Below are 24251 nucleotides of genomic sequence, written 5' to 3'. Positions count from 1 at the left end.
ATGGTGGAATGTGACGCGGAAACAGCACGGCGGAAGCGCCCAGGTATTCCGGATCACCGGGGCCCGGACCGGGCTCGCCGAGGACGTGCGGGGCCGGCAGCGGCGCTACGTGATCTCGATGTCGATCCGTACGGTCTCCGTGATCCTCGCGGCGACGCTGTGGAACGTCGAGCGGTACGTCGCCGTCGTGGCGCTGGTGTTCGGTGCCGTCCTCCCCTATGTCGCCGTAGTGATCGCGAACGCCGGCCGGGAGCGGCCGCCGACGCTGCCCTCCACGTTCGTGGCTGCACCCACGCGCCCCATGATCAACGCGCCGCGCGGCGAGGACGAGCGGACGGAGCCCGCGGCGGAGGGCGCGACCCCGGACCCGGCGGCCGGAGCGCGGGGCGAGCGGGCCGACCCGGTGTGACCACGGCCGACGCGGTGGAAGCGGAACGCGGCCACCCGGGAAGCTCAAGAAAAGCTCAGATCAATCATGCTGTTCCGGTGCCGTGCGGCGGGTGACCCATGACATACTGCGTACGCGCTCCGCATCCCCCGTCGGAGCGACGGACCGACGCCGGGCAGCTCCCCCCGTGGCTGCTCGGCGTCGCCTTGTTTCCGGGGGCTTTGCGAGACGGAACCAGTGACTGACCTGTGAGTGAGACGCCTGTCTGTTCGGCCAAGGGATGCCGCGTCGACGCCGTGTGGGTGCTGGCGTGGAACAACCCGAAGATCCACACGCCGGAGCGGCGCAAGACGTGGCTCGCCTGCGAGGAACACCGCGAGCATCTGTCGCAGTTCCTCGGGGTGCGCGGGTTCCTGAAGGACGTCGTCCTGCTCGGCGAATGGGAGGACCCGCGTCCCTGACGGGGTCCGTCAGCCGCCGATGGCGGACATCGGCCGGTCGGGCTGGACGAACGACGGGTCGTCCAGCCCCGCGCCCGCCTTCTTGCCCCACATCGCCAGACGCCAGAGGCGGGCGATCTCCTCGTCCGGGGCGCCGGAGCGCAGGGCGGCGCGGAGGTCGGTCTCCTCGGTGGCGAAGAGGCAGGTCCGTATCTGCCCGTCGGCCGTCAGCCGGGTACGGTCGCAGGCCGCGCAGAACGGGCGGGTGACCGACGCGATCACCCCGACCCGGTGCGGGCCGCCGTCGACCAGCCAGCGCTCCGCCGGTGCCGAGCCGCGCTCGTCGGCGCCCTCGGGGGTGAGGTCGAAACGGGTGAGCAGGGAGTCGAGGATGTCCCCGGCGGTGACCATGCCGTCGCGCTTCCAGCCGTGCTGGGCGTCCAGGGGCATCTGCTCGATGAACCGCAGTTCGTAGTCGTGCTCGACGGCCCAGGCCAGCAGGTCGGGGGCTTCGTCGGCGTTGAGTCCCGGCATCAGCACCGAGTTGACCTTGACCGGGGTGAGGCCGGCCTCGCGGGCCGCTTCCAGGCCCTCGAGCACGTCCTTGTGGCGGTCACGGCGGGTGAGCGTCTTGAACACGTCCGGGCGGAGGGTGTCCAGGGAGACGTTGACCCGGTCCAGGCCCGCCGCCTTCAGGGCGGACGCGGTGCGCCGGAGGCCGATGCCGTTGGTGGTGAGGGACATCCGGGGGCGCGGGTCGAGCGCGGCGACGCGCTCGACGATGCCGACCAGGCCGGGGCGGAGCAGGGGTTCGCCGCCGGTGAAGCGGACTTCCTCGATGCCCAGCGTGCGGACCGCGATGTCGATGAGGCGGACGAACTCGTCGTCGGTGAGCAGGTCGGGCTTGGCCAGCCACTGCAGCCCCTCCTCGGGCATGCAGTAGGTGCACCGCAGATTGCACCGGTCGGTCAGCGAGACCCTCAGGTCGGTGGCCACTCGGCCGTAGGTGTCGATGAGCACGTGGGCCCCCTCCCTCTCTCTCCCGGTCACACTTGGTTCCGCACGGGCGAGGTGAGTCACCCGTCACTTGCGAGCCTACGTGACATCGCCGACACCGGGCAGCGATCCGATCTTACGAGGTACGACCCGGCCACGTCGTAGGACCGTACAGTCCGGAACGACGCGGCCGTCCGTACGAAGCTCAGTGCGCTCCGGTACCGGTCAGGGACCGCACCTCCAGTTCGGCGTACTTGCCGGCGTCCGGGACCTCCTTCGACAGCCAAGTGCCCACGACGCCCAGCAGGAATCCGACCGGGATGGAGATGATCCCGGGGTTCTCCAGCGGGAACCAGTGGAAGTCGACGTCGGGGAACATCGAGGTCGGCTTGCCGGAGACCACCGGGGAGAACAGCACCAGGCCGACGGCGGTGACCAGTCCGCCGTAGATCGACCACAGGGCGCCCGAGGTGGTGAACCGCTTCCAGAACAGGCTGTACAGGATGGTCGGCAGATTGGCGGAGGCGGCGACCGCGAACGCGAGGGCGACGAGTCCGGCCACGTTCAGGTCGCGGGCGAGCGCACCGAGCACGATGGAGACGGCGCCGATGCCGACCGTGGCCCAGCGGGCCGCGCCCAGTTCCTGCTTCTCGGTGGCCTGCCCCCTCTTGATGACGTTCGCGTAGATGTCGTGCGCGAAGGAGGACGAGGAGGCCAGGGTGAGGCCGGCGACGACCGCGAGGATCGTGGCGAAGGCGACCGCGGAGATGGTGGCCAGCAGGACGGCGCCCCAGTTGGAGTCCACTCCCCCGAGGTGCAGCGCGAGCAGGGGGGCGGCGGTGTTGCCCGCCTTGTTGGAGGCGATGATCTCGTCCGGCTTGATCAGCGCGGCGGCGCCGAAGCCGAGGGCGAGGGTCATCAGGTAGAAGGCGCCGATCAGGCCGATCGCCCAGATCACGGACTTGCGGGCGGCCTTGGCGGTGGGGACCGTGTAGAAGCGGATCAGGATGTGCGGCAGGCCCGCGGTGCCGAGGACCAGGGCGATGCCGAGCGAGAGGAAGTCCAGCTTGGTGGTGCCGGAGGCGCCGTACTTCAGACCGGGCTCCAGGAACGCCGAGCCCTTGGCGCTGTTGTCGGCGGCGCTGCCGAGCAGGTCGGAGATGTTGAAGTCGAACTTCAGCAGGACCAGGAAGGTCAGCAGCAGGGCGCCGATGATCAGCAGCACGGCCTTGACCATCTGCACCCAGGTGGTGCCCTTCATGCCGCCGATGGTGACGTACACGATCATCAGGACGCCGACCAGGGCGACGATGCCGATCTTGCCGCCGTCGCTGGTGATGCCCAGCAGGAGCGAGACGAGGACGCCGGCGCCCGCCATCTGGGCCAGCAGGTAGAAGATCGAGACGACGATGGTGGAGGTGCCCGCGGCGGTGCGGACCGGGCGCTGGCGCATCCGGTAGGCCAGCACGTCGCCCATCGTGTAGCGGCCGGAGTTGCGCAGCGGCTCCGCGACGAGGAGCAGGGCGACCAGCCAGGCGACCAGGAAGCCGATGGAGTACAGGAAGCCGTCGTAGCCGAAGAGGGCGATGGCGCCGGCGATGCCGAGGAAGGACGCGGCGGACATGTAGTCGCCGGAGACGGCGAGGCCGTTCTGGAAGCCGGTGAACTGGCGTCCGCCGGCGTAGAAGTCGGCGGCGTCCTTGGTCTGGCGGCCCGCCCAGACGGTGATGACGAGGGTCGCGGCGACGAACACCGCGAACAGCGTGATGATCAGCGTGCGGTGCTCGCTCGCCTCTCCGGCGGCCAGCAGGGTGTGCTGTACGGGGCTCATGCGCCGCCCTCCATCCGGGTCTTGATGGCCTCGGCCTTGGGGTCGAGCTTGGCGGCGGCGTGCCGCGCGTACCACCAGGCGATGAGGAAGGTGGTCAGGAACTGGGCGAGGCCCAGCACGAGGGCCACGTTGATGTTGCCGGCCACCTTGGTGCCCATGAAGCCGCCCGCGTAGCTGGACAGCAGCACGTACAGCAGGTACCAGGCGATGAAGGCGACGGTCAGCGGGAAGGCGAAGGAGCGGTAGGCGCGGCGCAGTTCACCGAACTCCGCGCTCTGCTGCACCTCGGTGAACTCCTCGGTGGAGGGAAGTGTGGTCCCCCGCGCGGGGGGCGGTGTCTCGGTGGCCACGGAGTCTCCTCGGGTGACGGACATGCGCGATGTCGGACCTCACGGGATCGGGATCACGTTACCGAAAGTCAGTTTCCGACTCCGCCGTGTGATTCCGGCGGGGGCCACGATCCTGCTGGGCCCCCTGTCCACGGTCACGGCGCCACGCGCGGAGCGGTTCAAGCCGGTCGGACTCTTTCGGAGATCGGGCGTGGAAGATAGCTTCGGCCTGCACCACCCGTCATGCACCTGCCCGAGCACCACCTGTGTCTCGGGCAGGTTTCGTTTTCGGATGATGTGGAGACCCCATGGCTCATCTGCGTTCCAGACGCCGGCTCGCGCTCGCCGTGCCGGTCGTGCTGTCGCTGACCGCCTCGCTCGGCTTCCTGCCGGCGGCGGCCTCGGCGGCACACGCCGCGCCGGCGGCGGCGCGGGCGGCGGACGGCACGAATCTCGCGTACGTGGTCAACACCCGGACGGACCACCGCACGATCGAATCGGTACAGCGCGCGATCGCCCTCAACGGCGGCAGCGTCGTGGTCAGTTACGACAGGATCGGCGTGATCGTCGCCCATTCGGCGGACCCGGACTTCGGTGCGCGCATGCGCGCGGTGCGCGGCGTGCAGTCGGCGGGCGCCACGCGTACGGCGCCGCTGAGCGCGGCGGGCACGACGGACGAGGGCGCGGTCCAGGTCCTCTCCAGGGCGGAGGCCGCGAAGCTCGCGAAGGGCGCCGCGGCGGGCGAGGAGCCGCTGGAGGCGGACCAGTGGGACCTGCGGGCGATCGGCGCCGACAAGGCCGCGCGGATCGACCCTGGCAGCAGGAGCGTGACCGTCGGCGTGATCGACACGGGCGTCGACGACACCCACCCGGACATCGCCCCGAACTTCTCCGCCTCCCAGTCGGCGAACTGTGTGAGCGGCAAGCCGGACACGACGTACGGCGCGTGGCGGCCGGTGGACGCCGACCACTACCACGGCACCCATGTGGCCGGTGAGATAGCGGCGGCCCGCAACGGCGTCGGCGTGGCGGGTGTGGCGCCCGGGGTGAAGGTCGCGAGCATCACCGTGGCGCAGCCGGACCCGTCGTCGCTGTTCTACCCGGAGAGCGTGGTCTGCGCCTTCGTGTTCGCCGCCGACCACGGCATCGAGATCACCAACAACAGTTACTACGTCGACCCGTGGCTGTACAACTGCATGGACGACCCCGATCAGCGTGCCATCGTGGACGCGGTCAACAGGGCGCAGCTGTACGCCCAGCGCAAGGGCACGCTCAACGTGGCCTCGGCGGGCAACTCCAACGACGACCTGGACTCGCACGCGCTGGTGGACGACTCCAGCCCGGACGACTCGACGGCGACCCCCCGCACGGTCGATCCGCACGAGTGCTTCGACGTGCCGACCCAGCTGCCCGGTGTGGTGACCGTCAGCGCGGTGGGCGTGCGGGGCGCCAAGTCCTACTACTCCAGCTACGGGCGGGGCGTCGTCGACGTGGCGGGGCCGGGCGGCGACAAGTACCAGATCCCGGACACCCCGTCGAAGAACGGCCGCATCCTGTCCACGCTGCCCAACGACCAGTACGGATTCCTGCAGGGGACCTCGATGGCGTCCCCGCACGTGGCCGCGGTGGCCGCGCTGCTGAAGTCGGCGCACCGGCACGCCACTCCCGCCCAGCTGCAGGCGCTGCTGAAGGCCCAGGCGGACAACCCGGGCTGCCCGGCCGGCCCCTACGACGGGGACGGCGACGGGGTCGTGGACGCGACCTGCGTCGGCACCAAGCGGGTCAACGGCTTCTACGGGTTCGGCATCGTCGACGCCCTGCGTGCAGTCAAGTAGCCGGCGGGTGGACGTCGCACGGCGAGGACGTCCCGCACGGCACGCTCGTACCGCGAACGAACTGGAGAGAACTGAATGACAGCGCCCAAGCAGCGCTACCGCCGCGCCCTCGCGATCCCCGCGGGGATGGCCCTGGCGACGGCACTCGCGTTCCTGCCCAACGTCACCGCCTCCGCCGCGGACCACGCTCCGGCGGCCACGGCCGACGGGCCCGCGCTCAGCTACGTCGTCAACGTCGGCCCGGGACACGGGGTATCGGCCCACGTCCAGAAGGCGATCGTCCGGGCCGGGGGCTCGGTGGTGGTCTCCTACGACCGGATCGGCGTGATCGTCGCCCACTCCGCCAACCCGGACTTCGCCAAGGAGATCCGCAAGGTGCACGGGGTCGACTCGGCGGGAGCCACGCGCAACGCGCCGCTGCCCGCACAGTCCACCACCGACATGGGCACACCGAAGGTGCTGACCGCCGAGGAGGTCGCCGACGCGCAGGCGGCCGACGGCCAGGACCCGCTGGAGCCGTTGCAGTGGGACCTGCCGGCCATCAAGGCGGACAAGGCGCACGAGAAGACGCTGGGCAGCCCGGACGTCACGGTCGCCGTCATCGACACGGGCGTCGACGACACCCACCCGGACATCGCGCCCAACTTCGACCGCGCGGCGTCGGCCAACTGCGTGTCGGGCAAGGCGGACACGACGGACGGGTCGTGGCGGCCGAGCGCGGCGGAGAGCCCGCACGGCACGCACGTGGCGGGCGAGATCGCGGCCGCGAAGAACGGCGTGGGCGTCACCGGTGTCGCGCCGGGCGTCAAGGTGGCCGGCATCAAGGTCGCCAACCCGGACGGGTACTTCTACACCGAGGCCGTGGTCTGCGGCTTCATGTGGGCCGCCGGGCACCACGTCGACGTGACCAACAACAGCTACTACACCGACCCGTGGTACTTCAACTGCAAGAACGACCCGGACCAGCGGGCGCTCGTGGACGCCGTCACCCGGGCCTCGCGGTACGCGGAGAAGAAGGGCACGGTCAACGTCGCCGCGGCGGGCAACGAGAGCTACGACCTCGCGTCCGACTCGATCACCGACCCGGTCTCCCCCAACGACGGCACCCCGTCGGACCGGGTGATCGACCCGCACAAGTGCTCCGACATACCGACTCAGCTGCCGGGTGTCGTGACGGTCGCCTCGACCGGCGCCAAGGGCCTGAAGTCGTCCTTCTCCAACTACGGTCTCGGTGTCATCGACATCGCCGCGCCGGGCGGCGACTCGACGGCCTACCAGAAGCCGGAGCCCCCGGCGACCAGCGGTCTCATCCTGGGCCCGCTGCCGGGCGGCAAGTGGGGCTACATGGCGGGTACGTCGATGGCGACGCCGCATGTCGTGGGTGTCGCCGCGTTGATCAAGTCGACGCATCCGCACGCCCCCGCGTCCCTGGTGAAGGCGCTGCTGTACGCGGAGGCCAACCCGACGCCGTGCACCGACCCGTACGACATCAACGGTGACGGCAAGGTCGACGCGGTGTGCGAGGGGTCGAGGAACCACAACGGCTTCTACGGCTGGGGCACGGCGGACGCACTGGCCGCCGTCACCAAGTAGATCCCGGCACCCGGGTCCGCGGGCGGACCGCGCGCAGGCATATTGATTGAGTCAATACTGCATAGTGCAGTCATGACTGCTATCGAGTACGCGTGGTCCGCCCTGGGCGGCGATCCCGCCCACCCGGCACGGCTCACCACCGTCACGCGGGAAGGCGCGCTCCCGGCGCGCCTTCCCGTCCGGGAGCTCGCCCGGGCGTGCGTCGGCGTGTGCGCGCTGGCCGCCGCCGAGCTGGCGGCCCGCCGGGCCGGACTCGGTGACCCGCCCGCCGTCCGGGTCGACGACGGCGCGGTCGCGACCGCCTTCCACAGCGAGCGTCTGCTCCAGGTCGACGGGCGCGCCCCGGTCGCCTTCGCCCCGCTGTCCCGGTTCTGGCGGACGGCGGACGGCTGGGTGCGCACCCACGGCAACTACCCGCACCACCGGGCCCGGTTGCTGGCCGCGCTGGACCTCACCGAGGAGTTCCCGGCCGACGAGGTGGCCGCGCGGTTCGCGGAACTCCCCTCCCTGGAGGCGGAGGAGACCGTGCTCGGCGCGGGCGGCCTGGCCGTGGCCCTGCGCACCCCGGGCCAGTGGCAGGCGCACGAACAGTCCGCCGAGGTCTCCGTCCGGCCGCTGGTCGAGCGCGAACGGCTGGACACCTCCCGCGCACGCGCGCTCCCTCCGCTCGATCCGGCCGCCGCCGTGCTGCTGCCCGCCGCGGGACTGCGCGTGCTGGACCTGACCCGGGTCCTCGCCGGACCGGTGGCCACCCGCACCCTCGCCCTGCTCGGCGCGGACGTGCTGCGCCTGGACGCCCCCTGGCTGCCCGAACTACCGGACCAGCACGCGGACACGGGCTTCGGCAAGCGTTCGGCGACCCTCGATCTGGCCGCCGGCCGGGAGCGGTTCGAGGAACTGCTCGCCTCGGCGGACGTCGTGGTCACCGGCTACCGGCCGGCCGCCCTCGACCGGTTCGGCCTCTCCCCGCGGGCACTGGCAGCGCGGCGGCCGGGGCTGGTCGTGGCAGAGATCTCCGCGTGGGGAGCGTACGGGCCCTGGGGTGCCCGGCGCGGTTTCGACAGCCTGGTCCAGGTCGCGACGGGCATCGCGGTCACCGAGGGCTCGGCCCAGAAGCCGGGCGCGCTGCCCGCGCAGGCGCTGGACCACGGCACCGGCTATCTGCTGGCGGCGGCCGTCCTGCGGGCGCTGACCGAGCAGTCGTACGACGGGTACGGCCGGTGCGTACGGGTGGCGCTCGCCCGGACCGCGCACTGGCTGACGGACGGGATCCGGCCGGAGCCGGCCACCGGCCCTCCGTACCCGGGCCCGGACGCCTGGCTGGCCGAGACGGACAGCACCCTCGGCCGGCTGCGGTACGCCCGGCCGCCGGTGTCCTTCGCGGGCGGTCCAACCGACTGGGCCCGGCCCGCCGTGCCCTGGGGTTCGGACGCGGCCGCCTGGCGGTGAGCGCACCGGCGGCCGGAAACGTACGGATCGGTGGAATGCCGTACCGTCAGTTGTTTTCCCGGACTTGCCCGGCTCTGCGGCGACTGGTGAAGATCATGGGGTGACCTTGATACGACCGACCGGCGGGGCGACCGGCGCGGACGGCACCTCCCGGCGGCAGGGCACCCGCCGGGCAGCGGCCCTCCTGGTCCTGGTGACCCTGGGCGCCCTGGTCCCCCTGCTCGAGCCGTCGGCGGCGCTGCACGGCACCGGGGAGGCCGCCGCTCCCGGGGTGGGCGGCATCGCCCTGCTGCGCGCGGTGCTGTTCGCGGCCCTGTCGGTCTCCCTGGGCGAGCTGTTCGTGCACCGGCTCGCCGGGCGGCTGCCCGGCGCCCCGCCCGAAGTGCCGCGCAGCTGGGCCCGGTTCGCGAACACGGCCGGTCTGCTCGCCGCGCTGGCGCTGGCGTCGGTGGTGTCCACCGGCAACCTGGTCCCGCACAGCCCGGGCCAGATCGACGTCGGCGGACTCTACGACTCCCGGGACGGCAGGCTGGCCCTGCTGGAGGTGAACGCCTTCCTGCTGGCGGTGGTGCTCGCGCGGCGCCGGGCCGCCCATGTGTGGCCACTGGCCGCGGTGGTGGTCGCCGAGGCGCTGCGCGCGCACCCGGCCGGCGAGTCCGGTGCCCTGGCGGGCTCGGGTCTGACGCTGGTGCACCTGACGTGCGCGGCGCTGTGGGCCGGCGGTCTGCCGTACGCCCTGCGGACCCTGCGGCTGTGGCGCGGCCACGCGGCCGGGGCGGCGCTGCTCGGCCGCTACGCGCGCGTGGCGGCCGTGCTGCTCGCGCTCGTCACGGCGACCGGCGTGTGCAGTGCGCTGCGCCGGATGCCGCCGGACACCGTTCTGGGGCAGCTGACGACGACGGCGTACGGACGCACCCTGCTGGCCAAGGTGGTCCTGGTCGCCGTCGTCGCCGTGCTCGCCCTGTGGGCACGGATCCGGCTCGGCCGGGCGGCCGACCCGCTGACCGCGTGCACGCCCGCGCGGGCCGAGGTGGCCGCCCTGGGCGCGGTGGTCGCGGTCTCGGGGCTGCTCACCGCGCTGCCGCTGCCGATCCGCTGGTCCTAGCGGTTCACCGGTCGTTGGTGACGAGCACCTTCAGCGCGGTGCGCTCGTCCATCGCCTTGTAGCCGTCCGGCACGCCCTCGATGCCGACGGTCATGTCGAACACGGGCGAGGGGTCGACGGTGCCGTCGAGGACGTCGGGCATGAGGTCCGGGATGTAGGCGCGGACCGGGGCGACACCGCCGCGCAGGGCGATGTTCCGGTCGAACATGACGCCGAGGTCCAGGCCGGTGCCGCTGCCGTGGGGCACACCGACGAAGCCGATGGCGCCGCCGTCACGGGTGATGTCGACGGCCGTCCGCATGGACTGCTCGGTGCCGACCGCCTCGACGACGGCGTGGGCGCCCTGGCCGCGGGTGAGCTCGCGGACGGCCGCGACGGCCGCCTCGCCGCGCTCGGCGACCACGTCGGTGGCGCCGAAGCGGCGCGCGATGTCGGTGCGGACCTCGTGCCGGCCCAACGCGATGATCCGCTCGGCGCCCAGTCGCTTGGCGGCCAGCACCGCGCACAGGCCGACGGCGCCGTCACCGACGACGGCGACCGTGGCTCCGGGGCGGGCGCCCGCGCCGAGGGCGGCGTGGTGGCCGGTGCCGAGGACGTCGGAGAGGGTCAGCAGGGCGGACAGCAGACGGTCGTCGGAGGCCGCCTCCTTGGGCAGCTGGACGAGGGTGCCGTCGGCGAACGGCACGCGCACGGCCTCGCCCTGGCCGCCGTCGTAGCCCACGGAGCCCCAGAAGCCGCCGTGCTCGCAGGACGTCGTCAGACCCTCGCGGCAGTAGTCGCAGACGCCGTCGGACCACATGAAGGGCGCGACCACCAGGTCGCCGCGGCGCACGGTGGCCACCTCGGAGCCGGTCTCCTCGACGATGCCGAGGAACTCGTGCCCGATGCGCTGCCCCGGCTGCCGGGCGGCCTCGCCGCGGTACGCCCACAGGTCGCTGCCGCAGATGCAGGCGCGCAGCACCCGGACCACGGCGTCGGTGGGCAGCTGCACCATGGGTTCGGGGACGTCCTCCACGCGCATGTCGAACGGGGCGTGGATGGTGGTGGCGCGCATGGCGGGGGTCCTTCTCGTGCAGGGGTGTGCGGAGACGTACGGCGCGCTCAGGGGGTGGTCGAGCGCGCACTTCACGGTACGCCGCGGCCGTCGCGGCCCGCGCGGCGAGGGCGCCGGCGGGCCGGGCGCCGAGGGGCCGTGCTCCGGCCGCCGTGCCCTGCCGGCTCAGACGCCCGCCGCGCCCAGCAGGCTTCCCGCCGCGTAGGTGACCGCCATCGCCAGTGCCCCGCCCACCGCGTTGCGCACGATCGCCCGCCTCGGGTCCGCGGCGCCGAGGCGGGCGCTGCTCCAGCCGGTGAGGACGAGCGCGGCCAGGACGGAGAGGACCGTGACGGCGAGCCGCCAGCCGGCCGGGGGCAGGACGATGGCCAGCAGGGGCAGCAGCGCGCCGACGGTGAACGACAGGAAGCTCGCCCAGGCCGCGTGCCAGGGGTTGGTCAGCTCGTCCGGGTCGATGCCGAGCTCCACGCGCGCGTGGGCCCGCAGCGCGTCCCGTTCGGTGAGCTGTACGGCGGCCTCGCGGGCGACCTCGCGGGACAGGCCGCGCGCCGCCAGCAGGTCGGTCAGCTCCCGCAGTTCGGCCTCCGGCTGCTCGCGCAGTTCCCGTCTCTCCACGGCCAGCGCGGCCAGTTCGGAGTCGCGCTGGGTGGAGACGGAGACGTACTCGCCGGCCGCCATGGACATCGACCCGGCGAGCAGGCCTGCCAGACCGGCGGTGAGCAGGGCGGCCCGGTTCTCGGTCGCGCCGGCCACGCCGACGACCAGTCCCGCGGTGGAGACGATGCCGTCGTTCGCGCCCAGCACGGCGGCCCGCAGCCAGTTCAGCCGGGAGCCGAGCGCACCGCCGTGGGTCTCGTCGTGCGTGGGTTCCGTCACAGCAGGGAGGATCGCACCCCGGAGGACACCGGCACCGCACCGACGCTCCCCGGCCTCCGGTGCGGTGCCGGGTGCCGGGTGCCGGGTGCCGTGGTGCCCCGGTCTCACCACACCCGCAGGGACGCCCCCCGGGCGAACACCGGGCTCGTCGCGTCGGGCGGCGGGGTCCGGAGGGGCTCGGCGAGTTCCGTCACCGTGGGGCCCACCTTCGCGGCGACGGCATCCAGGAGGGCGAGGTCGAAGCCGTAGACGCGGGCCGCGTTGCCGCCGAGCATGGCCGCGAGCTCCGCGCGCGGGACGCCCGCGCAGGCGAAGCGCAGCGCTTCCCTGGTGTAGGGGAAGGTGCCCTCGTCGTGCGGGTAGTCGCTGCCCCACATGATCTTGTCGACGCCGATGCGCTCGCGCAGCGTCACCTCGTGGGGGCGGATGAAGCTGGCGCCGACGAAGCAGTTGTCCCGCCACACCTCGGAGGGCGGCGCGCCCATGCCCACGGCCAGTCCGGCGCCGAACTTCGACTCCGCGGTGTCGGCCCCGGACGCGGCCGCGACCAGCCGCCCGTGGTAGTAGTCGAGCATGCCGAGCACGCCGGGGATCCAGCCCGAGCCCTGCTCGGTCAGGACCAGCCTCAGCGCCGGGTGACGGCGGAAGGCGCCGCCGAAGACCAGGTGCCACAGGGCGCGGTGGGAGAACCAGGTCGTCTCCACCATGAAGACCGCGCGGGCGGCCGGTTCCTCGCCGAGCGGCGGCGAGGCCGAGCCGGCGTGGTGGTTGACCGGGACGCCGAGTTCCGCGCATGCGGCCCACAGGGGGTCGTACGCGCGCGAGTACAGCTCCGGCAGGCCCGAGCCGGGCGGCGTGCCGGGCAGCATCAGACCGCCCTTGAGGCCGGCGGCGGCGGCCCACCGCACCTCCTCCACGGCCTGCCCGACGTCGCCCAGGAGGATCTGGAAGACGCCCGCGCGGCGGCCCGGCGCGGCCGCGCAGAAGTCGGCGAGCCAGCGGTTGTGGGCGCGCAGGCCCGCCCAGCGCCGCTCGAAGTCCTCGGCGCCGGGGGGCGGGGCCATGAGCGAGCCGGACGGGAAGAACGGCGGGATGGTGTTCGGGAAGATCACCTCCGCGACGATCCCGTCCGCCTCCAGTTCCGCGAGGCGCCGTTCGGAGTTCCAGTTGCGGTCGGCGGAGTCGGCGAGCAGGTCCTCGTGGGGGTTGACGTAGGTGGCGGCCCAGACGTCGAAGTCGTCGTGGTACCGCTTCTCCAGATAGGGCCTGTAGTCCAGCAGGTCCGCGCCGGCGTGGCAGTCGGCGGAGATCACGGTGTAGCGGTCGTCGGTCATCGGGTCACCCCCAGTGCCGGGAAGTCCTCGCCGGTCAGCCAGTGCCGGCCGGTCTCGCGCGAGCGGGCCCAGGACGCCTCCACGGCCGTCTGGTCGGCCGGCTGGCCGAGGTCGGCGGGGGTCGGCCCGATGCGGCGGGCCAAGGCCGTCAGCCGGTCGGTGTCGAAGCCGAAGACGTCGGCCGCGGCGAGGCCCAGCATGCGGCGGGTCTCGGCGACCGGGATGTCGTGGAAGGTGCGGCGCAGCCATGCGCGAGTGTCGGGCCAGGTGCCCTCGGGGTGCGGGAAGTCGCTGCCCCAGAGGATGTTGTCGACGCCGATCTCGTACCGCTGGGCCAGTTCGCGCCGTTTGGTGTTGGTGGCGCAGACGAACACCTGCCGGTCCAGGTACTCGTGCGGCGGGCGCCTCAGTTCCTCGAACGGGGAGAGTTTCTTGCCGCCGTGGGCGCCGAGGTAGAGGCGGTCCATGAACCACAGCAGGTTCGGCAGCCACCAGCAGCCGGACTCGGCGACGCCGAAGCGCAGCCCCGGGTGGCGTTCGAGGGCACCGGACCAGAGCAGGAACCACAGCGGGCGGGCGGGCCACCAGGTGACCTCGGAGACGTAGATGCCGAGATGGTCGCCGTACTCGTGGCGGGGAGCGGCTCCGGAGTGGGTGAGCACGGGCATCCGGCACTCGGCGGCGGCCGCCCACACCGGATCGTAGCGGCGGTCGTGGTACGGCTCCCTGCCCTCCCACATGGACGGGATCATCAGGGCGCCGAGACCGGACTCCCTGGCGCGGTGGATCTCGGCGACGACCCGGTCCACGGGGGCGGTGACCGGCAGCAGGGCGACCCCGCAGTGCCGTTCGGGGTGCGCGGAGACGAAGTCGGCGAGCCAGCGGTTGTGCGCCCGGGCGCCGGCCATGCCGAGTTCGGGGTCCTGGTCGCCGGAGAGGCCGAGGCCCACGCCGAAGGGTGCGGCGGTCCGGCTGTCCACGGCGTCGGCGTCCGGGAAGACGACCTCGGCGGCCACCCCGTCGCCGTCCAGCTCCTTCAGGCGCTGGACGGAGTCCCAGCCGCCGCGCAGGCCCTCCTCGTTGTCGTGGAACCAGCGGTCGGCGAACTCCTCGTTGCGGACGCCGAGCCGGGTCATCTCCTCCCGGCGGCGGTCGCGTCCGGCCAGGAACTCGTCGAAGTCCCGGTGGAAGCGGGACTCCAGATAGGGCCGGTACTCCTCGGTGGGCAGTCCGGCGTGGCAGTCGGAGGAGATGATCAGGTAGGGGTCCTGGCCGGAATCGGCGTCGGTCACTGCGGCCTCCCGGTCAATCCAGAATGAAGTTCTCGAGGTACGACGGGTTGGCGCGGTCCAGCATCGAGCGGGCCCGCGCGAGGATCTGCGCGTCGCTGTGCTCGCTCGGCGGCAGCATCCAGAAGCGGTCCTCCCGGATGCCGGCGACGACGAGTCCGGCGACGTCCTCGACGGGGGTGAAGCGGACGTCCCGGCCCGCCGCACGCATGGCCGCCTCCCACTGGCCGAGGCTGCGGTACGGCGTCCTGCGCGGGCGTTCCTTGGCGTACCGTCCGGGCCGGTTGCGGTGCGACTCCCACAGGCCCGTGCGCAGCATGTGCGGCCCGGGGAAGAGCACCGACGCGCTCACGCGCGCGTGCTCGGCGCGGAGGTGGGCGTACAGGGACTCGGTGAGGGTGACGACGGCGGCCTTGGTGACGGCGTAGACGGAGGCGGTCGGGAGCGGGGCGATCCCGCCGTCTCCGGAGGACGTGTTGACCACGTGACCGGGCGCCCCGGACGCGATCATCCGGGGCACGAACGCCTGGACGCCGTGGAAGACGCCCCACACGTTGACGGCGAAGGCCCAGCGCCAGTCGTTCGGCTCGTGCTCCCACATCCGGCCCTCGGCGCCGGAGCCGACACCGGCGTTGTTGCACAGCACGTGCACGGCGCCGTACGCCTCGTACGCCGAGTCGGCCAGTTCCACGACCTGTTCGCGCACCCCGACGTCGACCACGCGCGCGTGCACGTCGGCGCCCCGGTCGCGGAGTTCGGCCGCGGCCTTGTCGAGGGCGGCCGGCTCGACGTCGGCGAGGACCACTTTCAGGCCCTCGGCCGCGAACCGCCGGGCCAGGGCGAGTCCGATCCCGCTCGCCGCACCGGTGACGACGGCGACCTGTCCCGCTTCGAGGTCCATCAGCGACTCCCGCCGGCCGGCGCGTCGAGGATCTGCAGCGGGTCGTCGTACCGCTGGTGGACGTAGGGCAGCAGGGCGTCGGGGTCGACCCGTTCGACGACCCGTCCGCTCTGATCGGTGGTCTTCTCGCCGAGGGTGATCTCCCGCAGGCGAAGCACCGGCAGATCGGCCACGGGGTCGTACGGCGACTCCCGCAGGACGACCTCCCCGTCGACCCGCTCCAGCCGGCGCGTTCTCTCCCGGCGCAGGCAGTGCACCAGGGCGGGGTCGGTGTCGAAGCCGGAACCGTTCACCGCGGGGAGGAACTTGAAGTAGAAGTCGGTCCTGCGCGCGGGCTCCGGCAGGGGCAGCTCACCGGTGACCGTGCCGCGCACCGCCACGAAGGCGACGCCGTGCCGGGCCAGCGCCGCGGTGACGGCGGTTCCGTCGCGCTCCAGGGTCACCTCGCCGAGCTTCTTGGGTTCCCCGAAGACCTCGCGCCCGCCGGTGAGGGCCCGCTCCTGCGTCATCGGCATGACCAGTGGGTACCAGCCCTCGACCGGGCCGTGGGCGGCGGCGACCGCGAGGGAGCCCGCGCCGAGCGGGAGCGGCTGTCCGGGCAGGTCGACGGTGCTGATGGTCGCCCTGACGAGGGGGCTGCCGGTGGTTTTCAGGGGTGGCGGCAGGACCGCGGCCACGGCGTCCGGGTCGGTCTCCCAGACGGCCACCACGCCCGTGGACCAGATCTCGGGGAGCCGGCCGCCCGCGGTGCGCGCGGCGGCGATCTCCTCCTCGGTCCGTGCGCCGTACCGTACGCGTGCCATACGCCGTACCGCCCTTCTTCTGACGGACCGTCACCTGTAACACAGTTACAGCAGACTCCGTGCGGGGTAAAGACGTGCGGGGCGAAGTCGGTACCGCGGAGGGGAGTCGGGGCGCATGGCGAGCGGGACGAGGGGCGCGCTGACCCGGGACGCGGTGCTGGACGCCGCCGCCGGGCTGGTGCGGCGGCACGGCCCGGAGGCCCTCACCATGCGCGGGCTCGCCGCCGAGCTGGGCACCGCGGTGACGTCCATCTACTGGCACGTCGGCGGGCGGGAGGCCCTGCTGGACGCGCTCGTGGAGCGGACCATGGCCGGCCTCGGGGAGATCCACCCGTCCGGCGCCGGCCCCGGCGAGCGCGTCGTGTCGGTCGCGCACACCCTGCGCCGCCGGCTGCGCGAGCACCCGCACCTGGTCGCCCTGGTGCACGAACGGGGCCTGACCGAGCGGATGTTCCTGCCCGCGCAGCAGGCGCTGGTGCGCGAGGCGCACGCGGCCGGGCTGCGCGGGGCACGGGCCGCGGAGTTCGTCCGGGCCGTGCAGTTCCAGGTCGTGGGGCACGTGCTGGTCGAGCGCAACCGCGAGCGGGCCCCGGCGCAGCACCCCGGCGAGGAGGAGCTGTGGGGTGCGGGGGCCGCCGGTGACGATCCGGCGCTGGCCCGCGCGCTGGCGGGCCCGGTGGACACGGAGCGGCTGTTCGCGACGGCCGTGGAGGCGCTGGTGCGGGCCCTGCTGACGCGGGACGAAACCGGCGCGGTGTGACGGCGCGCGGGCGGCCGCGGGCACGCACGCGCGTACGGCGGCCGATCGCGCGGACGGATCCCGGAGCCCCGGGCGGCACCTGAGGGACGGCGCTGTCGGTCGTGGCCCGTATCCTCAATGACCATGCTCGAAGACCGTGCGACCGCAGTGTCCTCCCCCACCCGGTGGCCGGCCGCGTATCCCCAGGGATACGCGGTCGTTGACGTGGAGACCACCGGCCTGGCCCGGGACGACCGGATCATCTCGGCGGCCGTCTACCGGCTGGACGCGCGCGGCGAGGTCGAGGACCACTGGTACACGCTGGTCAACCCGGAGCGCGATCCGGGACCCGTGTGGATACACGGCCTGACGAGCGACGTGCTCGAAGGGGCACCCCTGTTCACGGACGTCGCCGAGGAGTTCGCCGCCCGGCTGAACGGCCGGGTGCTCGTGGCGCACAACGCCGTCTTCGACTGGCAGATGATCGCCCGGGAGTACGCGCGTGCGCGCCGGGAGGCCCCGGTGCGGCAGCGGCTGTGCACCATCGCGCTGTCGAAGGAGCTGGGCCTGCCGCTGCCCAACTTCAAACTGGAGTCGCTCGCGGCGCACTTCGGGGTCGTGCAGCAGCGGGCGCACCACGCACTGGACGACGCGCGCGTGCTGGCGGAGGCGTTCCGGCCCAGCCTGCTGGCCGCGGCGGCGGGCGACGTACGGCTGCCGCTGCTGGAGTGCCGGCCGCTGACGGAGTGGTCGGACCGGCCCGTGCCCCGCCAGGCGTCCGGCGGCTACGGCGGCCACCGGGCGGGCGGTTGGCGGCCTTCGCGGAAGCGGCCCGCCTGCCCCTACCCCAACCCCGGCCGGTACGAGGACGGCAAACGCCTCAGACAGGGCATGCGGGTGGCGTTCTCCGGCGACACCTCCACGGAGCGGGAGCTGCTGGAGGACCGGGCGACCGAGTGCGGTCTGCACGTGGCCTCCAGCATCTCGCGCCTGACGAGTCTGCTGGTGACCAACGACCCGGACTCGGGCACGTCGAAGACGGTCAAGGCGCGGCAGTTCGGCACGCCGATCGTGGACGAGGCGGCCTTCGGCCAGCTCCTGCGGGACGTGGAGCCGGCCGACGGCTGACCGCGCACGGGCGCGGACACGGCCGACCGGGCCGGCAGGTGATCGTACGAATGGGTGATTGGCGTACGACTCACCCGGCGGCCGCTCGCCCGCGGGTCGGCGACGGCTCACCCTGTGGCGCATGGCGACATGCGAAGTTTGCGGCAATGACTACGGAATGACCTTCGAGGTCCACGCACAGGGCGCTGTGCACGTGTTCGACTGCTTCTCCTGTGCGATCCACCGCATGGCCCCCCTCTGCGAGCACTGCCGGGTGCAGATCATCGGGCAGGGCGTCGAGGTGGAGGGCCACTGGTACTGCGGCGCCCACTGCGCCCGCGCGGAAGGAAAGGCGGGCGTGGTGGACCGGGTGTGACCCGGTACCCGCCCGATTGCACCCCACGGCCCGGAGGTACCGTCGTGGGGTGCACCGCTACCGCTTCCTGTTCTCCCTCCAGTGGGTGATCCTCACTCTCGTGGCGATCGCGCTGATCCCGACGATGATCAGACTGGGCTTCTGGCAGGAGCACCGGTACCAGGAGCGCACCGCCCGCAACGACCTGGTCTCCACCGCGCTGCACGCCGACCCGGTTCCGGTCGAGCGGCTGACCTCCCCCGGGCACTCGATCACCCGCACCGAGAAGTACCGCACGGTCACCGCGACCGGCACCTTCGACACCGGCCGGGAGGTCGTGGTCCGGCGCCGGACCAACGCCGACGGCGAGGTCGGCTTCCACGTCCTCACCCCGTTCGTGCTCACGGACGGCAAGGTGCTCCTCGTCAACCGCGGCTGGATCCCCGCGAACGGCGCGCAGACCGACTTCCCGAAGATCCCCGCCCCGCCGGCCGGCCGGACCACCGTCACCGGGCGGCTGAAGGCCGACGAGACGACCGCGGCGAGCGGGATCAAGAACGTCACGGGTCTCCCCGACCGGCAGATCATGCTGATCAACAGCGCGGAAGAAGCTCGGCGGCTCGGCGCCGACGTGCTCGGCGGCTACGTGGAGCAGACGGCACCCGCGGCCAGGGACGGGTCCCCGGAGCAGATCTCCGACCCGGGCAGCGAGGACGCCCCGCTGAACTACGCGTACATGATCCAGTGGTGGCTGTTCGCCGCCGCCGTACCGGTCGGCTGGTGGTTCCTGGTCCGGCGCGAGATCCGCGACCGCGAGGAGGCCGCCGCCGAGGAGCAGCCCGAGGAGAGCGAACCGGCCACGGTCTGACCGGCCCCGCGGACGGCGCACACGCTCCCCGGGCCCGGATCACTCCCCCGGCGCACCACCTGATTGGCCCCCCGGCAGGCCGGGAAGCCGGAACGCGTGACACCGCGCATCGAGGACTACGCCCTCATCGGCGACGAACAGACGGCGGCCCTGGTCGGCAAGGACGGCTCGATCGACTGGCTCTGCCTGCCCCGTTTCGACTCCGGTTCCTGCTTCGCCAGACTGCTGGGCGACGAGGACCACGGCCACTGGCGGATCGCACCGAAGGGCGCGGACACCTGCACCCGCCGCGCCTACCGCTCCGACACCCTGGTGCTCGACACCGAGTGGGAGACCGGGGACGGCACGGTCCGCGTCACCGACCTGATGCCGCAACGCGAGCACGCCCCCGACGTCGTCCGCATCGTGGAAGGGGTCAGCGGCCGCGTCACCGTCCGCAGCACGCTGCGCCTGCGCTTCGACCACGGCTCCATCACGCCGTGGGTGCGCCGCTCGGACGGCCACCGGGTGGCCGTCGCGGGCCCCGACTCGGTGTGGCTGCGCGCCGAGCCGGACGTCCACACCTGGGGCGAGGACTACGGCACCCACTCCGAGTTCACCGTCGCCGAGGGCGAACGGGTCGCGTTCGTGCTCACCTGGCACCCCTCGCACGAGCCCCGCCCCCCGCTCATCGACCCGTACGAGGCCATGGAGAGCAGCGTCGCCGACTGGCGGCGATGGGCCCGGCAGTGCGACTACGACGGCCCGCACCGGGACGCCGTCGTCCGCTCCCTGCTCACCCTGAAGGCCCTCACCTACGCCCCGACCGGCGGGATCCTCGCCGCGGCGACCACCTCCCTGCCCGAGAAACCCGGTGGCGTGCGCAACTGGGACTACCGGTACTGCTGGCTGCGCGACTCCACGCTCACCCTGGGCGCGCTGCTCGCCGCCGGCTACCGCCAGGAGGCCGAGGCCTGGCGCAACTGGCTGCTGCGCGCGGTCGCGGGCGATCCGGCCGACCTCCAGATCATGTACGGCGTCGCGGGCGAGCGCCGGCTGCCGGAGACCGAACTGCCGTGGCTCCCGGGCTTCGCCGGGTCCACACCGGTACGGACCGGCAACGGCGCCGTCGACCAGCTCCAGCTCGACGTATACGGCGAGGTGATGGACTCGCTGTTCCTCGCCCGTGCCGCGGGGCTGCCGACCCGGCCGCACATGTGGGCCATACAGCGCTCCCTGATGCAGTTTCTCGAGTCGGCGTGGCGGCAGCCGGACGAGGGCCTGTGGGAGGTGCGCGGCGGCAGACAGCAGTTCGTGCACTCCAAGATCATGGTGTGGGTGGCCGCCGACCGGGCCGTGCGGACCCTGGAGCGGTACGACGAGCTGGAGGGCGACCTGGAGGGCTGGCGCCGGCTGCGCGACGAGGTGCACCGGGAGGTGTGCGAGAAGGGCTTCGACCGCGAGCGCAACACCTTCACCCAGACCTACGGCTCCCGCGAACTCGACGCCGCGCTGCTGCTTCTCCCGCGCGTCGGATTCCTGCCGCCCGACGACCCGCGGGTCGTGGGCACGGTCGACGCCGTCCGGGACGACCTGGGCCACCACGGCTTCCTGCGCCGCTACGACACCGAGGACTCCGTCGTCGACGGCCTGCCGAGCGGCGAGGGCGCCTTCCTCGTCTGCTCGTTCTGGCTGGCCGACGCACTGCACATGACCGGCAGGACCGAGGAGGCCCGGGAGCTGTTCGAGCGGCTGGTGGGCCTGTGCAACGACGTGGGTCTGCTCGCCGAGGAGTACGACCCCGTGCACCGCCGTCAGCTCGGCAACTTCCCCCAGGCCTTCAGTCACGTCGGCCTGGTGAACACCGCCCTCACGCTGTTCGGGGACGAGGAGGCAGGATAGGGGCCATGGATCTTGGACTGAAGGACCGGGTGTACGTCGTCACCGGAGCGACCCGCGGGCTGGGCAACGCCGCCGCGCGGGAGCTCGTCGCCGACGGGGCGAAGGTGGTGATCACCGGCCGCGACGAGAAGCGGGTCGCCGACGCCGCCGCCGAACTGGGCCCGAACGCGGTCGGTGTGGCCGTGGACAACGCCGACGAGCAGGCTCCCGAGCGGCTGATCGCGGCCGCCCGCGAGCACTTCGGCGGCTTCCACGGGGTACTGGTGAGCGTGGGCGGCCCGCCGCCCGGGTTCCTCGCCGACAACACCGACGAACAGTGGCGGAACGCGTTCGAGTCGGTGTTCCTCGGTGCGGTCCGGCTGGCCCGCGCGGCGGCGGCCGAGCTCGAGGAGGGCGGGGTCATCGGGTTCGTGCTCTCGGGGTCGGTGCACGAGCCGATCCCGGCGCTGACCATCTCCAACGGGCTGCGCCCCGGGCTCGCCGGGTTCGCCAAGTCCCTGGCGGACGAACTGGGGCCGCGCGGCATCCGGGTGGTGGGACTGCTGCCGGCGCGCATCGACACCGATCGCGTGCGCGAGCTGGACGGACTGTCGGCCGACCCGGAGGCGACCCGGGCCGCGAACGAGTCCCGGATCCCGCTGCGCAGGTACGGGACTCCGGAGGAGTTCGGGAAGGCGGCGGCGTTCCTGCTGTCGCCTGCGGCCTCCTACCTGACCGGGATCATGCTGCCGGTGGACGGGGGCATGCGGCACGGGTTCTGAGGGCGGTCCTCAGGTGACCCGCTCCGCGCGGTGCCCGACCGCCCCCAGCCGTACCTCGGCGGGGAGCGACGCGAGGCCCGCCGACTCGCGTGCGTGCGCCAGGGCCTGACGGGTGAAGTCGGCCAGGGCCGGCGCCGGATCCACGTCCGGTTCCAGTTGCAGCCAGGCCCTGGCCGTCGGGGCGCCCCGACGGCCCCGCAGGAGGATCCGGGCCCGGGCCACCCCCTCCTGCCGGGCCGCGTCCCGGGTGAGCGCCGACTCCAGGGCGCCGCCGAGGAGTACCGCGCCCTCGCCGTCCCCGGTGTCGACCGGGATCTCGGCCGGCCGGCGCCGGCGCAGCGCCGCCAGCAGCCACCACAGGGCGAGCAGCAGCAGGACGGCCAGGGCGGCGATGACCACCGGCCACCACCAGCCGGTGCCCCGCCAGTGGGTGCGCTCGGCCGTGCTGAGCAGGACGTCGTGCGGGCCGGTGTGGAGCCACCGGAAGGGCGGCCGTACGCCCAGGCCGACGGCCAGGACCGAACCGCCGCCCGCGAGGAGCAGCAGGCCCACGAGCGCGAGCAGCACCCGGTGGACGCGACCGATGCGCATCGTCCTCATCCCTTCCGTCCGGGCCGGGCCACGCGCACCGACAGCGCGGGCGGCCGGGCCAGGCCGAGGCCCCGGATCGTGTCGGTGAGCGAGGCCTCCAGATCGGTGCGTACGTCGTCCAGTTCACGGAAGTGGACGACGGCCCGTACGTCGGCCTTCCGGCGGCGCATCCGTACCCGGGCCGCGCGCACCCCGGACACCTCCAGGGCCCGGTCGCGCAGCAGGAGCGCCGCCGCGTCGCGCCGGAGCGCGGCGCGGACGTCGGGGCGCGGGCGCCACATGGGCAGCAGGTCGCGCAGTCCGGGGGTGACGGCCAGGACGATCAGCCACAGGCCCAGGGCGGCGGCGACGCCCGCGCCCACCAGCACCCAGATGTCGTCCAGTTGCCGTTCGGCCAGCTGGTGGGCCAGCGCGCGGCGCCAGCGCATCGCCGGGTGTCCGGCGCGGACGGCGACGACGTCGTAGAGGAGGAGTGCGCACGCCGCCGCCAGCAGCAGCGCGACGACGACGGCGGGGACCCGGCGCGGGGCCCAGAAGCGCCGGCTGCTCACGGGCGTGGCCGCGGGCTCCTCGACGGCGGTGCCCCCGCCGAGGGCCGGGGTGGCCCCTGGCCCGCTCATCGCGCCCTCCCGCCGACCGCGCCCGGGGCCGCGGGGAGGTGCAGCCGTTCGATCTGCACGGCGACCTCCGCCACCTCCAGGTCCGCCAGCCCGCCCACCCGTTCGGTGACCCGGCGGCGGACGGCGGCGCAGCGGGCGCCGATGTCGCACGGGTAGCCGAGCGCGAGGTGGACGCGGACGCGGGCGGTTCCGTGCCGCACGACGACGGTGGCGTGCGGGGCCGCCGCCTCCCCGGGCGGGGGCGGCAGCGCCTCGCGGGCGGCCTGTGCGGCGATCTTCGCCACCACCCGGTCGGCGATCCGGGTGGCGCCGCGCTCGCCCGGCGGCACGGGGGGCGACGGGGGTCGCAGCGTGCCGCTCTCGGCGCTCACCGGGTCACCGCCGCCGGTCGCGCCGGTCGCCGCGGATACGGAAGAACTCGCCCGGTTCCAGGTCGCCCTCGGCGAACCGGCCCACGACGAAGCCGACGGCACCGAGGGCCGCCACCAGCAGAAAGGCGCCGAACCCCCCGAAATAGCCGGCGAATCCCAGCGCCATCCCGGCGATCATGCCGGCCACGGCCATGCTCATGCAGCGCTCCTCGACTCAAGGGGTGTGCGGTGCCGGACGCGTGACTCTCACTGGATCCGGGGCGGTTCGGGCTCCTCCTCCTCTTCATCGGGCAGCTTGACGTCGCTGACCGCGATGTTGACCTCGACCACTTCGAGTCCGGTCATGCGTTCCACCGCGGCGATCACGTTCTCCCGCACGGCGCGCGCGACATCGGTGATCGAGACGCCGTAGTCCACGACGATCTCCAGGTCCAGCGCGGTCTGCACCTCGCCGACCTCGGCCTTCACGCCCCGGGTCACGGACTTGGCCCCGCCGGGCACCCGGTCGCGCACGGCACCGAAGGTGCGGGCGAGTCCACTGCCCATGGTGTGGACGCCGAGGACGTCCCGGGCGGCCAGCCCGGCGATCTTCTCCACGACGCCGTCGGCGATGGTGGTCCGTCCGCGCGCCGCGGGATCGCCGCCGCCGCGCCGAACGGCCTTGCGGGTCGACACCTGCGGCTCCTGGCCGTCCTCTGGGCTCGTCGTCATGTCGGTCATCGCCGTACGTCCCTC

At 73.3% G+C, this 24251-nt stretch carries 26 protein-coding genes; 12 read left to right on the top strand and 14 right to left on the bottom strand.

Annotated features, from left to right (window positions below):
* Nucleotides 1-10 precede the first annotated feature (10 nt).
* Together ACF08B_RS17420 and ACF08B_RS17415 are read left to right on the top strand one after the other, a co-directional pair.
* A complete protein-coding gene (locus ACF08B_RS17420; protein WP_392318115.1) occupies nucleotides 11-409 on the top strand; it encodes a DUF3099 domain-containing protein in 399 nt (132 codons plus the stop codon).
* Nucleotides 410-636: 227 nt separating this feature from the next.
* The gene (locus ACF08B_RS17415; protein ID WP_185091425.1) at nucleotides 637-849 is read left to right on the top strand and encodes a hypothetical protein; all 213 of its coding nucleotides are present in this window, start codon (nucleotides 637-639) and stop codon (nucleotides 847-849) included.
* A gap of 9 nt (nucleotides 850-858) precedes the next feature.
* Here the strand turns inward: ACF08B_RS17415 and moaA are convergent, their stop codons facing one another.
* The 3 genes from moaA to ACF08B_RS17400 form a co-directional block, all read right to left on the bottom strand.
* Complete coding sequence (gene moaA / locus ACF08B_RS17410; protein ID WP_392318114.1) at nucleotides 859-1848, bottom strand: GTP 3',8-cyclase MoaA; 990 nt, start codon at nucleotides 1846-1848, stop codon at nucleotides 859-861.
* Between the two features lie 181 nt (nucleotides 1849-2029).
* Entirely contained in the window at nucleotides 2030-3655 is a 1626-nt protein-coding gene (locus tag ACF08B_RS17405; RefSeq protein ID WP_392318113.1) for a cation acetate symporter, read from the bottom strand.
* Complete coding sequence (locus ACF08B_RS17400; protein WP_392318112.1) at nucleotides 3652-4005, bottom strand: DUF485 domain-containing protein; 354 nt, start codon at nucleotides 4003-4005, stop codon at nucleotides 3652-3654. Before ACF08B_RS17400 ends, ACF08B_RS17405 begins: the two co-directional genes overlap by 4 nt.
* A 287-nt stretch (nucleotides 4006-4292) precedes the next feature.
* Here ACF08B_RS17400 and ACF08B_RS17395 point away from each other — a divergent pair, with 287 nt between their 5' ends.
* The 4 genes from ACF08B_RS17395 (at nucleotide 4293) to ACF08B_RS17380 (ending at nucleotide 9966) form a co-directional block, all read left to right on the top strand.
* Nucleotides 4293-5819: a S8 family serine peptidase gene (locus ACF08B_RS17395; RefSeq protein ID WP_392318111.1), complete on the top strand. Its 1527-nt coding sequence runs from the start codon at nucleotides 4293-4295 to the stop codon at nucleotides 5817-5819.
* Between the two features lie 75 nt (nucleotides 5820-5894).
* Complete coding sequence (locus tag ACF08B_RS17390) at nucleotides 5895-7412, top strand: S8 family serine peptidase (protein WP_392318110.1); 1518 nt, start codon at nucleotides 5895-5897, stop codon at nucleotides 7410-7412.
* Nucleotides 7413-7484: 72 nt separating this feature from the next.
* Nucleotides 7485-8861 (top strand): CoA transferase, encoded by a 1377-nt coding sequence (locus ACF08B_RS17385; RefSeq protein WP_392318109.1) that lies wholly within the window; start codon nucleotides 7485-7487, stop codon nucleotides 8859-8861.
* Between the two features lie 100 nt (nucleotides 8862-8961).
* Nucleotides 8962-9966 carry a CopD family protein gene (locus tag ACF08B_RS17380; RefSeq protein ID WP_392318108.1) on the top strand — a complete coding sequence of 335 codons (1005 nt, stop codon included), beginning with the start codon at nucleotides 8962-8964 and terminating at the stop codon, nucleotides 9964-9966.
* Between the two features lie 4 nt (nucleotides 9967-9970).
* On the opposite strand, the gene ACF08B_RS17375 is transcribed toward ACF08B_RS17380, so the two are convergent.
* From ACF08B_RS17375 to ACF08B_RS17350, 6 genes are all read right to left on the bottom strand, one after another.
* Nucleotides 9971-11020 carry a zinc-dependent alcohol dehydrogenase family protein gene (locus ACF08B_RS17375; protein ID WP_093695922.1) on the bottom strand — a complete coding sequence of 350 codons (1050 nt, stop codon included), beginning with the start codon at nucleotides 11018-11020 and terminating at the stop codon, nucleotides 9971-9973.
* 165 nt (nucleotides 11021-11185) lie between these two features.
* Nucleotides 11186-11896, bottom strand: coding sequence for a VIT family protein (locus ACF08B_RS17370; protein ID WP_392318107.1), 711 nt, complete (start codon nucleotides 11894-11896; stop codon nucleotides 11186-11188).
* Between the two features lie 104 nt (nucleotides 11897-12000).
* Nucleotides 12001-13230 carry an amidohydrolase family protein gene (locus ACF08B_RS17365; RefSeq protein WP_392318106.1) on the bottom strand — a complete coding sequence of 410 codons (1230 nt, stop codon included), beginning with the start codon at nucleotides 13228-13230 and terminating at the stop codon, nucleotides 12001-12003.
* Entirely contained in the window at nucleotides 13227-14522 is a 1296-nt protein-coding gene (locus ACF08B_RS17360) for an amidohydrolase family protein (protein WP_392318105.1), read from the bottom strand. Before ACF08B_RS17360 ends, ACF08B_RS17365 begins: the two co-directional genes overlap by 4 nt.
* 13 nt (nucleotides 14523-14535) lie before the next feature.
* Nucleotides 14536-15420: an SDR family NAD(P)-dependent oxidoreductase gene (locus ACF08B_RS17355; protein ID WP_392318104.1), complete on the bottom strand. Its 885-nt coding sequence runs from the start codon at nucleotides 15418-15420 to the stop codon at nucleotides 14536-14538.
* A complete protein-coding gene (locus ACF08B_RS17350) occupies nucleotides 15420-16223 on the bottom strand; it encodes an acetoacetate decarboxylase family protein (RefSeq protein ID WP_392318103.1) in 804 nt (267 codons plus the stop codon). The genes ACF08B_RS17355 and ACF08B_RS17350 overlap by 1 nt, the downstream gene beginning before the upstream one ends.
* A 115-nt stretch (nucleotides 16224-16338) precedes the next feature.
* Here ACF08B_RS17350 and ACF08B_RS17345 point away from each other — a divergent pair, with 115 nt between their 5' ends.
* The 6 genes from ACF08B_RS17345 (at nucleotide 16339) to ACF08B_RS17320 (ending at nucleotide 21934) form a co-directional block, all read left to right on the top strand.
* Nucleotides 16339-16983, top strand: a complete 645-nt coding sequence (locus tag ACF08B_RS17345) for a TetR/AcrR family transcriptional regulator (protein WP_392318102.1) — start codon at nucleotides 16339-16341, stop codon at nucleotides 16981-16983.
* Nucleotides 16984-17106: 123 nt separating this feature from the next.
* On the top strand, nucleotides 17107-18090 hold the full coding sequence (locus ACF08B_RS17340; RefSeq protein WP_392318101.1) for a DEDDh family exonuclease: 984 nt from the start codon (nucleotides 17107-17109) through the stop codon (nucleotides 18088-18090).
* Nucleotides 18091-18211: 121 nt separating this feature from the next.
* Nucleotides 18212-18445 (top strand): hypothetical protein, encoded by a 234-nt coding sequence (locus tag ACF08B_RS17335; protein WP_093478753.1) that lies wholly within the window; start codon nucleotides 18212-18214, stop codon nucleotides 18443-18445.
* Between the two features lie 49 nt (nucleotides 18446-18494).
* Nucleotides 18495-19292 (top strand): SURF1 family protein, encoded by a 798-nt coding sequence (locus ACF08B_RS17330; RefSeq protein ID WP_392318100.1) that lies wholly within the window; start codon nucleotides 18495-18497, stop codon nucleotides 19290-19292.
* 96 nt (nucleotides 19293-19388) lie between these two features.
* On the top strand, nucleotides 19389-21173 hold the full coding sequence (locus ACF08B_RS17325; protein WP_392318099.1) for a glycoside hydrolase family 15 protein: 1785 nt from the start codon (nucleotides 19389-19391) through the stop codon (nucleotides 21171-21173).
* Nucleotides 21174-21178: 5 nt separating this feature from the next.
* A complete protein-coding gene (locus tag ACF08B_RS17320) occupies nucleotides 21179-21934 on the top strand; it encodes an SDR family oxidoreductase (protein WP_093478749.1) in 756 nt (251 codons plus the stop codon).
* A 9-nt stretch (nucleotides 21935-21943) separates the two neighbouring features.
* Here the strand turns inward: ACF08B_RS17320 and amaP are convergent, their stop codons facing one another.
* From amaP to ACF08B_RS17295, 5 genes are read right to left on the bottom strand one after another with little or no spacing between them, the layout of a single operon-like run.
* Nucleotides 21944-22534 (bottom strand): alkaline shock response membrane anchor protein AmaP, encoded by a 591-nt coding sequence (gene amaP / locus ACF08B_RS17315; RefSeq protein WP_392318098.1) that lies wholly within the window; start codon nucleotides 22532-22534, stop codon nucleotides 21944-21946.
* The gene (locus ACF08B_RS17310) at nucleotides 22531-23145 is read right to left on the bottom strand and encodes a DUF6286 domain-containing protein (protein ID WP_392318097.1); all 615 of its coding nucleotides are present in this window, start codon (nucleotides 23143-23145) and stop codon (nucleotides 22531-22533) included. Before ACF08B_RS17310 ends, amaP begins: the two co-directional genes overlap by 4 nt.
* Nucleotides 23142-23516, bottom strand: coding sequence for a hypothetical protein (locus ACF08B_RS17305; protein ID WP_392318096.1), 375 nt, complete (start codon nucleotides 23514-23516; stop codon nucleotides 23142-23144). The genes ACF08B_RS17310 and ACF08B_RS17305 overlap by 4 nt, the downstream gene beginning before the upstream one ends.
* 4 nt (nucleotides 23517-23520) lie before the next feature.
* Nucleotides 23521-23715, bottom strand: coding sequence for a hypothetical protein (locus ACF08B_RS17300; RefSeq protein WP_073892346.1), 195 nt, complete (start codon nucleotides 23713-23715; stop codon nucleotides 23521-23523).
* 47 nt (nucleotides 23716-23762) lie between these two features.
* Nucleotides 23763-24236: an Asp23/Gls24 family envelope stress response protein gene (locus ACF08B_RS17295; RefSeq protein WP_392318095.1), complete on the bottom strand. Its 474-nt coding sequence runs from the start codon at nucleotides 24234-24236 to the stop codon at nucleotides 23763-23765.
* Between the last annotated feature and the right edge of the window lie 15 nt (nucleotides 24237-24251).

The organism is Streptomyces sp. NPDC015139, from assembly GCF_043079785.1.
Lineage (GTDB): Bacteria > Actinomycetota > Actinomycetes > Streptomycetales > Streptomycetaceae > Streptomyces > Streptomyces albidocamelliae.
The sequence above is the reverse complement of the archived record's forward strand: the minus strand, read 5'-3'. Positions and strand labels throughout refer to the sequence as shown.